Below are 13426 nucleotides of genomic sequence, written 5' to 3' on the forward strand. Positions count from 1 at the left end.
TCTAAAAATTAGAAATATTTGTGAAAAAAGTAAAAAAGAATACTATAATAATATTAATGTTATTTTAGGATAATATATTAACAATTTGATATAAGGAGTTTGGAATATGGAAAAAGTAGAAAGTTTTAAGTTAGATCATAATAAAGTAAAAGCACCTTATGTAAGAAAATGTTGTGTTTTAGACGGAAAAATGGGAGATAAGGTTAGTAAATTTGATTTAAGATTTTTACAACCTAATATAGAAGCTTTTGGAACAGCAGCTATACATGGTTTAGAACATTTATTAGCTACATATTTGAGAGAAGAATTAGAGGATATAATAGATTTATCACCAATGGGCTGTAGAACAGGTTTCTATTTAATAATGTGGGGTGATATAGAACCTAGCTTAGTTAAATCAGGACTAGAAAGAGCTTTACAAAAGGTAATAGACTCTAAGGAGATGGTAGCAGCTTCTGCAGTAGAATGTGGAAATTATAGAGACTTATCTTTATTCGGAACACAAGAATATGCAAAAAAAGCATTAAAAGAAGGGTTCTCTTTGAGCATTTATGGAAAATAATATGATAGATAATATTAAAAACTTAATTGAAATAGATGAGAGAGAAGTTTTAAGATATTTACAATATAAGGATCAAGATATAGGGGATAGTTTATCAGATGAAATTAAACAATGTATTAATAAAACAAGAGAGATTATAAATCCAAGATTTATATTTAGAAAATATAAAATAAAAAAGTTGAAATTATCTGAAGAAAAGAGCAAAGTTTATTTAGAAGGTTCTAATCTAACTTTACAAAGTGATGACGTATATAATTTATTATTAGAATGTGATGAATGTATATTAATGAGTGCTACTTTAGGATTAGAGATAGAAAGAGAGATTAGAAAATTAACTTATACAGACCTAACAAAGGGGATAATTATAGATGCTTGTGCCACAACAGCTATAGAGGAAGTTTGTGACATAGTGCAAGATGATATATCAAAAAAATCATTAAAAGAAGATAAATATATAACTTATAGATATAGTCCTGGATATGGAGATTTAGCCATAGAAAAAAATGTTGATATTAATAATTTATTAAATAGCCAAAAAGAAATAGGATTAACTGTGACAAATAGTGGAATAATGATTCCAAGAAAATCCGTAGTAGCTTTAATTGGGATTTCTCACAAAGGAATTACTAATACTAAAAAATCTTGTGAGAATTGTAGTAATAGACATAATTGTGATTATAAAAAGGAGACCAATGGTTGTGAAAATTAAAGAATATTCAAAAGATAACTTACTAATATTTGATGGTGCAATGGGGACAATGCTTCAAAGAGAAGGCCTTCCTATTGGAGATAATCCAGAAATATTTGGACTGAAAAATCCTGATAAACTATTAAAGATACATAAAAAGTATTTAGAAGCGGGTTGTAATGTATTAACTACAAATACATTTGGATGTAATGAATTAAAAGTTACTAAATTAGGATACACAGTAGAAAAAATAATTAATGATGCCATTACAATAGCAAGACAAGCCATAAATGAAAGCGATAAAAGCAAACCTAGATTTGTTGCGTTAGATATTGGGCCAATAGGAGAAATGTTAGAACCTATGGGAACTTTATCTTTTGATAGAGCTTATGAAATATTTAAAAGACAAGCTGTACAAGGCGAAAAAAGTGGTGCAGATTTAATTATAATAGAAACAATGATGGACCTTTATGAGGCAAAAGTTGCAGTGCTTGCTGCAAAAGAGAATACAAATTTACCTGTTATATGTACTATGACATTTGATGAAAATGGAAGAAGTTTCACAGGATGCTTACCTGAGGCTATGGTTGCCACTATAGAGGGGTTAGGAGTAGATGCACTTGGAGTAAATTGCTCTCTTGGACCTAAACAGCTTCTACCAATAGTAAAAATAATTACAGAGTTAGCAAATGTTCCTGTGATAGTTCAGGCTAATGCAGGTTTACCTGTAATTGAAAATAACCAAACTGTATATAAAATGACTGCAAAAGAATTTTTCCAAGGAGTAAAAAAATTTGTTGATTTAGGAGTATCTATTATAGGTGGGTGCTGTGGAACTAATGAAACTTTTATTAAGGAAATTTGTGATAATATAGATAAGTTACAAAAGAAAGAACCAAAAAGAAAAGAATCAACTATTGTTTGTTCTGCTGCAAAATATGTAGATATACAAGGGCCAGCCATAGTAGGAGAAAGGCTAAACCCAACAGGAAGACAGCCCTTAATAGATGCATACACTAGTGGAAATAATGATTATGTAATAAATTTAGCCCTAGAGCAAAGCAAAGAAGGATCAGAAATTCTAAATGTTAATGTTGGAGTACCAGAATTAGATGAAGAAAAAGCCATGAAAAGAGTAATAAAAGGTATACAGGAAGTCGTAGATATTCCTTTACAGATTGATTCTTCTAATATAGAGGCTTTAGAGGCAGGCCTTAGATATTACAATGGAAGAACAATAGTAAACTCTGTTAATGGTAAAGAAAAGTCCCTAGAAGCTATATTACCTCTTGTGAAAAAATATGGAGCATGTGTAGTAGGATTAACTTTAGACAAAGATGGAATTCCAAGTACGGCCGAAGGTAGATTTAATGTGGCTAAAAAAATAGTTGAGAGAGCAGAGCAATATGGAATAAAAAGAAAAGATATTTTCATAGATTGTCTATCCCTTACTGTATCTGCTCAACAAGATGAAGCAATGGAAACCATTAAAGCAATAAAGATGGTAAAAGAGAAGTTAGGCTGCAAAACAATATTAGGTGTTTCAAATATATCTTTTGGTATACCTAATAGACAAGGATTAAATAATACTTATTTAAACCTAGCATTAGGTTCAGGTTTAGATTTACCTATAATAAATACAGAAGACAGAGTAATGGTGGAATCTGTATATGCTTATAAAGTAATAAGCGATATGGATAAAGGTTGTTTGCAATATATTGAAAAATTTAGAGATGTTTCTAAAGAGAGTAAACAAAAAGAAAGTAAAAAACATGATAATTTAACTTTAGAAGATGCTATAGAAAGAGGTTTAAAAGAAGAAGCAAAAGATTTGACTCTAAAAATTTTAGACTCAAAAGATGAACATTATGTTTTAGACCAAGTGTTAATTCCAGCATTAGATATTGTAGGAGCTAAGTATGATAAAGGAGAGTTATTTTTACCACAGATGATACAATCAGCAGAAACGGTAAAAGTTGCTTTAAATATTATAAAAGAGAGATTAAGCAAAAGTAATAATACATCTTCAAAAGGAAAAATAATAGTTGCCACTGTTCAAGGAGATATTCATGACATAGGAAAAAATATAGTTAAAATAATGCTTGAGAACTATGGATATGAAGTTATTGACTTAGGAAAAGATGTTCTTATAGAAGAGGTTGTAAAAAGAGCTAAAGAGGAAAATATTGAACTTATAGGACTTAGTGCTTTAATGACTACTACTGTAGAAAATATGAAAAAAACAATATCAGCATTAAGAGAAAATCAAATTAATGCAAAAGTATTCGTAGGTGGTGCAGTAGTTACTGAAGAATATGCACAAAAGATAAATGCAGATTATTATTCTAAAGATGCAAAATCTGCAGTAGAGATTGCTAAAATAAATTTTAACAACAAAATATAATTGAAAAAAAATATGATAATATGTTAAAATATAAATGTAGTTTATAATTTTATATACTTAAAATAAGAAAAATATATATTATAAATTGTGTTAATATGTTAATATTAAATAATAATTAATCTGTATTAGATTAAACAAAATTAGAAATTTCTCGTCAACATAAAAAGAGGCTATTTTATAGCCTCTTTTTGTTTTGAGCAAATTTTAAAGAATAATTTGATTATAATTAAAATGCCCAATTCCCGTTTTTGAAAATTTGTATAGTTTGACCATCATGAGTTTCTCCAACTATATCTAAGTCAGCAGAACCAATCATAAAATCAACATGAGTTAAACTATCATTTATACCATATTTGTCGTACTCTTCTTTTGGTAAATCAGCACCACCTTTTATACAAGTAGCATAAGCTGAACCAAGAGCTAAGTGACAAGATGCATTTTCATCATATAATGTGTTGTAAAACACTACGTTAGTATCTGATATAGGTGATGAATAAGGAACTAAAGCAACTTCACCTAGATAGTGAGAACCTTCGTCTGTCGCAATAAGATTTTTTAATGTTTCCTCTCCTTTAGCAGCAGAGCACTCTATAATCTTTCCATCTTTAAGTGTTAAAGAAAAATCATCTATAACATTTCCACCATAAACTAAAGGTTTAGAACTATGTACAACACCGTTAACTTCATATTTATGAGGAAGGGTGAAAATTTCCTCTGTTGGCATATTTGGATTAAAGTTAACACCAGTAGGATCTACAGAAGCTCCACTTTCCCAAGTATGGTTTTCTGGTAAACAAATAGTTAAATCTGTTTTAGCTGATTTATATTTTAACGTTTTAAAATTTTTTTCATTTAAAAAATCAGTTTTTTCTTTTAAGTTTTTATTATGATCATGCCAAGCAGCAATAGGATCTTCATTATCTACTCTTGTGCATTTGAATATTAAATCCCAAAGTTTATCTACAGCTTCCTGCTCAGATATGTCTGGGAAGATTTTATGAGCCCAAGCTTTAGTTGGAACAGAAACTATACTCCACTTACACTTGTCAGTTAATGTATAAGATCTCCATTCTTTTAATGCTATTCCAGAGGCCTTTTGATAGTTTGCTATTTTTTCAGGATCTACATCTTTAAGCAGATCAGGATTTGCAGCATGAATACTTAAAAAAGCTCCTCCTTCTTTAGCTATATCAACGTATTGATCTGATACCCATCTAGGAAACTCATTGAATACCTCATCTGGTGCATATAAGTATCTTGATAAAGAACATTCTTCATCTGACCACTCAACAAATACATTTTTTGCACCATTTTTATAAGCACATTTTACAGCAAGTCTCACAAAGTCTGCACACTCAATTGGAGTTCTAATAAGTAGAGTTTGGTTTGGTTGAATGTTTACACCAACTTTAATTGCTAATTCAGCGTATTTTTCTAAATTTGTATTAAAATCCATTTTAATCCTCCAAATATAAAATATAGTAATAATCATATTATAGCATTATATTATAGTTTTAATCATATTAATAATAATCATGCAAAAACTTATTATTATTGAGGTTTTATAAAATAAATATTAAAAAATTGTACAAAAATCAAAATATTATATTTTAAAAATAGTATAAAAATCTTATAATAAAGTAGTGATAATAAATTAAGAAATAGATAACATCTAAATTAAATATATTTGTGATAGAGGATGGGAATACATTTCAGTTAGGAGGTTATAGATGGAGTTATATGATGCTGTTTTTTATAGAAAAACCGTAAAAAGCTATTCAAGCAAAACAATAAAAAAACCACTATTAGAAGAAATAAAAAAATTATGTGGAAATATAACTTATCTAAATAACGATTTAAATATTAAAGCCCATTTAATTGAGAGAGGACACTTAATACATTTTTTAATAGGTAAAGAATCAGGGGTAAAGGCTCCTCATTATATACTTATAACTTCGAACAAAGGTGAAGATTATCTACAAAATGTAGGTTTTGCCATGGAAAAGTTGATTTTAGAATTAACTTGTTTAGGAGTGGGGACTAGTTGGCTAAAATGCCAATTAAAAAGAGAAGATGTAAAAGAATTTGTACAATTAGATGAATTAGATAGTGAGTATGATGAAGATGAAGACATGGTTATAGATGAAAATGAAGTCGAATATCCAGTTTCCTTATTAGCTATAGGCTATCCCGATGAATATGAAAGTTTATTTAGAAAAAGTAAAAAAAGTTATGATAGGAAAAAAATAAAAGAAATTTGTAAAGAATTTGATCCGAAATGGAAAGAGGTATTAGAGGGGGTAAGAGTATCACCTTCTATCATGAATAAGCAACCTTGGGAATTTAAGACAAAAGATGACGGATTTGACCTATACGAATGTACTCAAAAACAAAAGCTAAATATTGATGATGAAAATAAAATCAGTATGGGGATTGCGTTAAGACATTTTGATATATGTTGCAAAGAAAGACATTTAGAAGTAGAATACCTTAAAAAAAGTATAAAAGACAGAAGAAAAAGAGAATATTTTATAAGTATTATAGATAAAAATCAAGAACGAAATTTAAATTCTTCTCCAAAGAACAGTTGACACAAAATAGAATAAATGTAATAATTATATAAACTTAACATTAATAAAAAGAAAATAATTTGTATCAAAGTCCAGAGAGGCTTGTACAGTTATTTGATTTATTTATTAAATAAATTTTAGTAAAACAAAAATAGAATAAAGTCTTTTAAAATAGTCCAGAGAGGCTGATAAAGATAACACATAACTAATACTAATTATATTGTTTAGATTATGCATACAGAATCCTTATACCTCTTTTGGTGTAGGGATTTTTTTAATGGGCTTTATTAAGAGGGAGTGAAGAAAAATGAAAAATGGAAAAGACAGATTAATTGTTGCTATTGACACAGATGATTTTGATAAAGCTAAGGAACTAATAGACCAGCTAGAAGATAGTGTAGACATATTTAAAGTAGGATTAGAGCAATATGTTGCTACTAAAGGTAAAACAGTAGATTATCTTAAGGAAAAAGGAAAGAAAATATTCTTAGACCTTAAATTCCACGATATACCTAATACAATGAAAAGTGCGGTTAGAGCTGCTGTAAGAGACAATGTTTGGCTAATGACAATTCACGTTTCTGATTTAGAAGGAATGAGACAATGTGCATTAGTAGCAAAGGAAGAAGCTGAAAGATTAAATATAGAAAAACCTATAATTGTAGGAGTTACAGTTTTAACATCGCTAAGCAATGAAGATTTGCAAGATATAGGATGCAATATGACAACAGAAGAATTAGCTATAAAGAGAGCAAAACTTGCAAAAGAATCAGGAATAGATGGAGTAGTATGTTCTGCTAAAGAAGTAGATAAAATAGTAGAAGCATGTGGCAAAGATTTTGCAACTGTATGTCCTGGAATAAGACCATCATCATCTAGTGTAGGAGATCAAAAGAGAGTAGTAACACCAGCTCAGGCTATAAAAAATGGTGCTCAATATTTAGTTGTTGGGAGACCTATAACTCAAAGTGAAAATCCAAAACAATCAGCGATTGATATTGCAAGAGAAATAGAAAATGCTTAGGAGGCAAGAGATATGAAAGCAAAATTAATTTTAGAAGATGGAACGATTTTTGAAGGAAAAGCCTTTGGTTATTTAGAGGATTCTGTTGGGGAAGTTGTGTTTAACACTTCAATGACAGGTTATGGAGAAGTTTTAACAGATACTTCTTACTACGGACAAATAGTAACAATGACTTACCCTTTAATAGGTAATTATGGAATAAACTTAGAAGATGTGCAATCTAAAATGGTAGCAGTGAAAGGATTTATAGTAAGAGAAAAAAGTGATGCACCAAATAACTTTAGATGTGAAATGAGTTTAGATGTATATCTTAAACAAAATAAAATAATAGGACTTGAAGGAATAGACACAAGAGCCTTAACAAAAATACTAAGAAATAATGGTACTATGAAAGGTATCATAACTATAGATAGAAATTCTGAATTAGATAATGTAAAACATAAACTAGAATCTTTTGATAATAGATCTGCTGTTATGACAGTTTCTAGAAAGCAAGTAGAATATGTAAAAGGAAATGGACCTAAAGTTGCAATAATGGACTACGGTGTAAAACAAAACATAATAGACAATTTTGCTGAAAGAGGATGCGACATAACTATATTCCCAGCTTTAACTTCAGCAGAAGAAGTCTTAGCTACAAATCCAGATTTAATATTTTTATCGAATGGACCTGGAGATCCAGATGATTTAGAAGAAATCGTAAATAATGCAAAACAAATGATAGGTAAAAAACCTGTTGTAGGAATTTGTTTAGGTCATCAAATTTTAGGAAAGGTATTCGGAGGAAAAACTTCAAAACTTAAATTTGGTCACAGAGGTGGAAATCATCCAGTAAAAGATTTAGAAGAAGATAGGGTATTTATAACTGCTCAAAACCACGGATATTATGTAAGTGAAGTGCCAGAGTGCATGAACGTTACTCAAATCAATTTAAATGATAATACAGTAGAAGGAATGAGACATAAAGAATTACCAGTATATAGTGTTCAATATCATCCAGAAGCTTGTCCGGGACCAAAAGACAGCACATATGTATTTGATAAATTTTTAGAATTATTATAATTGTTTAGAGGGAGAAAAAAATTATGCCTAAAATAGATAGTATTAAAAAAACATTAGTATTAGGTTCAGGACCTATAATTATAGGCCAAGCAGCTGAGTTTGATTATTCAGGAACTCAAGCTTGTGGAGCTTTAAAAGAAGAAGGAATCGAAGTTGTACTTATAAATAGTAACCCAGCAACAATCATGACGGACAAAGAAGTTGCGGATAAAATATATATAGAACCATTAACAATAGAAGCAATAGAAAAAGTAATAGAAAAAGAAAGACCAGACAGTTTACTTGCAGGTATGGGTGGTCAAACAGGATTAAACTTAGCTGTTGAATTAAGTGATGCTGGTATATTAGATAAATACAATGTAAAAGTAATAGGAACATCAATAGAGTCAATAAAAAAAGGTGAAGACAGAGATACTTTCAGAGAAACAATGAGAGAAATCGACCAACCAGTAATAGAAAGTGATATAGTTACTAACTTAGAAGATGGTCTTATATATGCAGATAAAATAGGATATCCAGTAATAGTTAGACCAGCTTATACACTAGGAGGAACTGGTGGAGGTATAGCTGAAAATAGAGAAGAATTAACGGAAATATTAAACCATGGTTTACAATTAAGTCCAGTTACTCAAGTTCTTTTAGAAAAAAGTATAAAAGGATGGAAAGAAATTGAATACGAGGTAATGAGAGATAGTAAAGGCAACTGTATAACTGTATGTAATATGGAAAATGTAGATCCAGTTGGAGTTCACACAGGAGATAGTATAGTTGTGGCACCTAGCCAAACTTTAAGTGATGTGGAATATCAATTACTTAGAACAGCTTCTATAGACATAATAAATGCCATAGAAGTACAAGGTGGATGTAATGTGCAGATAGCTCTTCATCCAGATAGATTAGAATATGCAATAATAGAAATAAATCCTCGTGTTAGTAGATCGTCAGCACTTGCATCTAAAGCTACTGGTTATCCAATAGCAAAAGTTGCAGCTAAAATAGCATTAGGATATACATTAGATGAAATAGAAAATGCAGTAACTAAGAAAACTAAAGCTTGTTTCGAACCAACATTAGACTATGTTGTAGTAAAAATACCAAAATGGCCTTTTGATAAGTTTAAGCAAGCTAACAGAGTGTTAGGAACAAAGATGATGGCTACAGGAGAAATAATGAGTATAGGAAGCAACTTTGAGGCTGCTTTACTAAAAGGAATAAGATCTCTTGAAATAGGAAAATACTCATTAATTCATAAACCATCTCAAGAAAGAACAATAGAAGAGTTAAAAGAAAGAGTTGTAATGCCAGATGATGAAAGATTATTTGACTTATGTGAAATGATCAGAAGAGGCTATAGCTTAGATATGATAGAAAAAATAACTGGTGTGGATAAGTGGTTCTTATATAGATTCAAATGGATAGTTGAACAAGAAGACAAACTTAAAAATATGAGAATAGAAGATTTAAACAAAGACTATTTACAAAAACTAAAGAAAAAAGGATTCTCAGATAAAGGTATAGCGGACTTAATGAAAATAAGCCCAGAAAAAGTATATGAACTTAGATCTTTATACAATATAAGTGCAGCTTATAAAATGGTTGATACTTGTGGTGGAGAATTTGATGCACTATCTCCATATTACTACTCAACTTATGAGCAATATGATGAAGTAGTAGTTAGCGATAAGAAGAAAGTAATAGTTCTTGGATCTGGGCCAATAAGAATAGGTCAAGGTATAGAGTTTGATTACTGCTCAGTACACTGTATAAAATCATTAAGAAATATGGGAATAGAAACAATAATAATAAACAACAATCCAGAAACAGTAAGTACAGACTTCGATATATCTGACAAGTTATACTTCGAGCCGTTAACAGAAGAAGAAGTATTAAATATAATAGAAAAAGAAAATCCAGAAGGTGTTATTCTCCAATTCGGAGGACAAACAGCTATAAAATTAGCTAAGTTCTTAAACGAAAAAAATATACCAATACTAGGAACTGACTTTGCAGATATAGATGCAGCAGAAGATAGAGAAAAATTTGATGAACTTCTTGAGAAACTTGATATAAATAGACCAAATGGAATAGCTGTGTGGTCTGTTGAAGAAGGAATAAATCATGCAAAAGAAATAGGATATCCAGTGCTTGTTAGACCTTCTTACGTACTTGGTGGGCAAGGTATGGAAATAACTTATGAAGAGCACAAATTAGAAGCCTACTTAAAAAGTGCATTTGAAAGAGACAGCAAAAATCCAGTACTTATAGATAAATATCTAGTAGGTAGAGAAATAGAAGTAGATGCTATATGTGATGGAGAAGATATATTAATACCAGGTATAATGGAACATTTAGAAAGAGCAGGAGTTCACTCAGGAGACTCTATAACAATGTACCCAAGCCAAAATGTATCTGAGAAAATAAAAGAAAAGATATTAGATTATACTAAGAAAATAGCTTTAGAACTTAATGTCTTAGGAATGGTAAACATTCAGTTTATAGAATTCAAGGGCGAATTATATATAATAGAGGTTAACCCAAGAGCAAGTAGAACAGTTCCATACATCAGTAAAGTGAGTAAGGTGCCAATAATTGACTTAGCTACAAAATGTATGTTAGGAGAAAAATTAAAAGATTTAGGATATGGTACAGGAATATACAAAACTCCAGAATTAATATCTGTAAAAGTTCCAGTATTCTCCATGTCAAAACTTGCTAGAGTAGACGTAAGTCTAGGGCCGGAAATGAAATCTACAGGAGAAGTTTTAGGTGTAGGTGAAACATTAGAAGAAGCTTTATATAAAGGATTTATGGCAGCAGGAAGAACTATATCAGATGATAGAGGAATGGTTCTTGCAACTATAAACGATCATGATAAAGAAGAGTTTATGGAAATAGCAAAAGACATGAAGGAATTAGGATATACTTTCTTAGCAACTGAAGGAACAGCTAAAACTTTAAGAAATAATGATATAGATGCAATAACAGTTAATAAAATAGGAGAAGGAAAACCAAATATACTAGATGCAATAATGAATAATCAAGTAGATATGGTTATCAACACTCCTACAAAAGGTAATGATGCAACAAGAGATGGGTTTAAAATAAGAAGAACAGCTACAGAGTACAATGTGGATGTAATGACATCTTTAGATACACTAAAAGCATTAGTTAAAGTAAATAAAAAACATATCAACAACAATGAATTAAAAGTTTATAATATAGCAGAATAGTTATCAACAAAAAGGCTGATTAATGTGGATTAATCAGCCTTTTTGTTATTAATGATTTTAATAATACATTCTATTATGTTGTGGTCTTATATTTTTTCTATTATAATTCATATTTTTTGCATTGCAGTAGAAACGAGGATTTATATATGATTCAAAATTTGTAAATTCCATTAAAAACTTTTGTATACCGTTTGTTGCAGGTGATACTTCATCTAAACCAAAGTAGATTACGATACCTTGATCTGTTAAATAGAAAGATTGAGCTTCTGGAATGTCTACAACAATATTTGGGTAATAATAACTTGGATTTTGACTAATTTTAAAATTTATAAAATCAGAAACGAGTTTTAAATAATCCACACCAGGTCTAAAAATATCTTTAAGTAAAAGTTGGTTTCCTGTTAATAAATCTATGTTATAGCTGTATAATTCATTATATTGTAGATTATCGTTATCCATAGCTGTTAGATGTAAAGTGAAGCTAATTACATGATTTTTATTAAATGTAATATCGTAATTAGAATAAACGCTATAATTTATTTTTGTTTTACTACCATCAGGATTAGCTGCATTGATTTGTTGCTCTTCTTCCAAAATACCTTCTTTAAATGTATAAACAGAAGAGTTTATAGTTTCATTTAAATTTTTTAATATATCCTCATTCACTTGAAAATAACCATTTTTAACATTATAAAAGACAGGATATTTCAAATCATAATAAAAATACTTGTTTTGTCCTATGTCTTCAACATACTGAATATATAAAGTATTAAAAAGACATGAATTATTAGCTTGAGTGTTATTCATATTTAATTCCTCCTAGATAAATAATTTACATTAGTAATTTATATGCAAATCAAAATCAAATAATAATAGTAGATAGATATAAAAGGCTATAAATATTGGAATCATCAAATCAAATAAAGTATATAAACTGATTAAAATACCTAAAATAAAATTAATTAGTGTGATATAATACATAAGATTAGTAAGATATTTAGGAGGATACATATGTTATTATTAGCAGATAAATGGAAAGATTATGAACTTATAGATATGGGTAACGGAGAAAAATTAGAACGTTGGGGAGATGTAGTACTTAGAAGACCAGATCCTCAAGTAATGTGGCCTATAAGAAATGAAAGTGGTTTATGGAAAAATCCTCACGGTCATTATCATAGAAGTGCAAAAGGTGGAGGACACTGGGAAACTAAAAAGAAATATCCACAAAAATGGACTGTAAATTATAAAGGTCTAAAATTTAATATAAGTCCTACTGGATTCAAACATACAGGTTTATTCCCAGAACAAGCGGCAAATTGGGATTGGCAAATGGAAATGATAAAAAATGCCCAAAAACCTATAAAAGTACTTAACTTATTTGCATATACTGGAGGAGCTACAGTAGCATGTGCAGCAGCAGGAGCGGAAGTTTGCCACGTAGATGCATCTAAAGGTATGGTAACTTGGGCAAAAGAAAACTTACAAACATCAGGACTTGGAGATAGAAAAGTAAGGTTTATAGTTGATGATGTTGTTAAATTTGTTGAAAGAGAAATAAGAAGAGGAAATAAATACGATGCCATAATAATGGATCCACCTTCATACGGAAGAGGACCAAAGGGAGAAGTATGGCAAATAGAAGAAAAACTATACGGTTTAGTTGATTTATGCACAAAGGTATTATCAGATGAGCCTTTATTCTTCTTAATAAACTCTTATACAACTGGCTTATCTCCAATAATCCTTGAACATATATTGGATGCTACAGTTGCTAGAAAATCCAAAGGCGGAAATATATATGCAGGAGAAATAGGAATACCAACATCAAGAGATGGTAAAGTTCTTCCATGTGGTATATTTGGAAGATGGGAGTGTAAATAATA

Annotated in this window: 10 protein-coding genes; 8 read left to right on the forward strand and 2 right to left on the reverse strand. The window is 29.8% G+C overall.

The genetic code is table 11. The annotated features are described in order from the left end of the window. The first annotated feature begins 106 nt into the window (after window positions 1-106). From K0039_RS17865 to K0039_RS17875, 3 genes are read left to right on the forward strand one after another with little or no spacing between them, the layout of a single operon-like run. The gene (locus tag K0039_RS17865; protein WP_228106428.1) at window positions 107-562 is read left to right on the forward strand and encodes an S-ribosylhomocysteine lyase; all 456 of its coding nucleotides are present in this window, start codon (window positions 107-109) and stop codon (window positions 560-562) included. Beyond that, a complete protein-coding gene (locus K0039_RS17870; RefSeq protein WP_228106429.1) occupies window positions 552-1271 on the forward strand; it encodes a vitamin B12 dependent-methionine synthase activation domain-containing protein in 720 nt (239 codons plus the stop codon). Before K0039_RS17865 ends, K0039_RS17870 begins: the two co-directional genes overlap by 11 nt. Beyond that, entirely contained in the window at window positions 1255-3654 is a 2400-nt protein-coding gene (locus K0039_RS17875; RefSeq protein WP_265589526.1) for a homocysteine S-methyltransferase family protein, read from the forward strand. Before K0039_RS17870 ends, K0039_RS17875 begins: the two co-directional genes overlap by 17 nt. 226 nt (window positions 3655-3880) lie before the next feature. On the opposite strand, the gene K0039_RS17880 is transcribed toward K0039_RS17875, so the two are convergent. Continuing rightward, window positions 3881-5110: an aminopeptidase gene (locus K0039_RS17880; protein ID WP_228106431.1), complete on the reverse strand. Its 1230-nt coding sequence runs from the start codon at window positions 5108-5110 to the stop codon at window positions 3881-3883. 274 nt (window positions 5111-5384) lie between these two features. Between K0039_RS17880 and K0039_RS17885 the strand changes: the two genes are divergently transcribed. The 4 genes from K0039_RS17885 to carB all read left to right on the forward strand — a co-directional run bounded on the left by K0039_RS17885 (window position 5385) and on the right by carB (window position 11540). After that, the gene (locus K0039_RS17885; protein ID WP_228106432.1) at window positions 5385-6245 is read left to right on the forward strand and encodes a nitroreductase family protein; all 861 of its coding nucleotides are present in this window, start codon (window positions 5385-5387) and stop codon (window positions 6243-6245) included. Between the two features lie 286 nt (window positions 6246-6531). Then, window positions 6532-7248 carry an orotidine-5'-phosphate decarboxylase gene (gene pyrF / locus K0039_RS17890; protein WP_228106433.1) on the forward strand — a complete coding sequence of 239 codons (717 nt, stop codon included), beginning with the start codon at window positions 6532-6534 and terminating at the stop codon, window positions 7246-7248. Window positions 7249-7260: 12 nt separating this feature from the next. Further along, window positions 7261-8310 carry a glutamine-hydrolyzing carbamoyl-phosphate synthase small subunit gene (gene carA / locus K0039_RS17895; RefSeq protein ID WP_228106434.1) on the forward strand — a complete coding sequence of 350 codons (1050 nt, stop codon included), beginning with the start codon at window positions 7261-7263 and terminating at the stop codon, window positions 8308-8310. A 23-nt stretch (window positions 8311-8333) separates the two neighbouring features. Further along, complete coding sequence (gene carB, locus K0039_RS17900; protein WP_228106435.1) at window positions 8334-11540, forward strand: carbamoyl-phosphate synthase large subunit; 3207 nt, start codon at window positions 8334-8336, stop codon at window positions 11538-11540. A gap of 57 nt (window positions 11541-11597) precedes the next feature. On the opposite strand, the gene K0039_RS17905 is transcribed toward carB, so the two are convergent. After that, window positions 11598-12347, reverse strand: coding sequence for a DUF3298 and DUF4163 domain-containing protein (locus tag K0039_RS17905; protein ID WP_228106436.1), 750 nt, complete (start codon window positions 12345-12347; stop codon window positions 11598-11600). Window positions 12348-12551: 204 nt separating this feature from the next. Here K0039_RS17905 and K0039_RS17910 point away from each other — a divergent pair, with 204 nt between their 5' ends. Continuing rightward, window positions 12552-13424 (forward strand): class I SAM-dependent methyltransferase, encoded by an 873-nt coding sequence (locus K0039_RS17910; RefSeq protein WP_228106437.1) that lies wholly within the window; start codon window positions 12552-12554, stop codon window positions 13422-13424. Window positions 13425-13426 lie beyond the last annotated feature (2 nt).

The sequence above is a fragment of the Terrisporobacter mayombei genome (genome assembly GCF_020748465.1).
Taxonomy (GTDB): Bacteria; Bacillota; Clostridia; order Peptostreptococcales; family Peptostreptococcaceae; genus Terrisporobacter; species Terrisporobacter mayombei.

Coding starts and splice junctions, on each gene's coding strand:
- carB (WP_228106435.1), top strand. CDS start 8,334: ATGCCTAAAATAGATAGTATTAAAAAAACATTAGTATTAGGTTCAGGA.
- K0039_RS17875 (WP_265589526.1), top strand. CDS start 1,255: ATGGTTGTGAAAATTAAAGAATATTCAAAAGATAACTTACTAATATTT.
- K0039_RS17870 (WP_228106429.1), top strand. CDS start 552: ATGGAAAATAATATGATAGATAATATTAAAAACTTAATTGAAATAGAT.
- K0039_RS17865 (WP_228106428.1), top strand. CDS start 107: ATGGAAAAAGTAGAAAGTTTTAAGTTAGATCATAATAAAGTAAAAGCA.
- K0039_RS17905 (WP_228106436.1), bottom strand. CDS start 12,347: ATGAATAACACTCAAGCTAATAATTCATGTCTTTTTAATACTTTATAT.
- K0039_RS17885 (WP_228106432.1), top strand. CDS start 5,385: ATGGAGTTATATGATGCTGTTTTTTATAGAAAAACCGTAAAAAGCTAT.
- pyrF (WP_228106433.1), top strand. CDS start 6,532: ATGAAAAATGGAAAAGACAGATTAATTGTTGCTATTGACACAGATGAT.
- K0039_RS17910 (WP_228106437.1), top strand. CDS start 12,552: ATGTTATTATTAGCAGATAAATGGAAAGATTATGAACTTATAGATATG.
- K0039_RS17880 (WP_228106431.1), bottom strand. CDS start 5,110: ATGGATTTTAATACAAATTTAGAAAAATACGCTGAATTAGCAATTAAA.
- carA (WP_228106434.1), top strand. CDS start 7,261: ATGAAAGCAAAATTAATTTTAGAAGATGGAACGATTTTTGAAGGAAAA.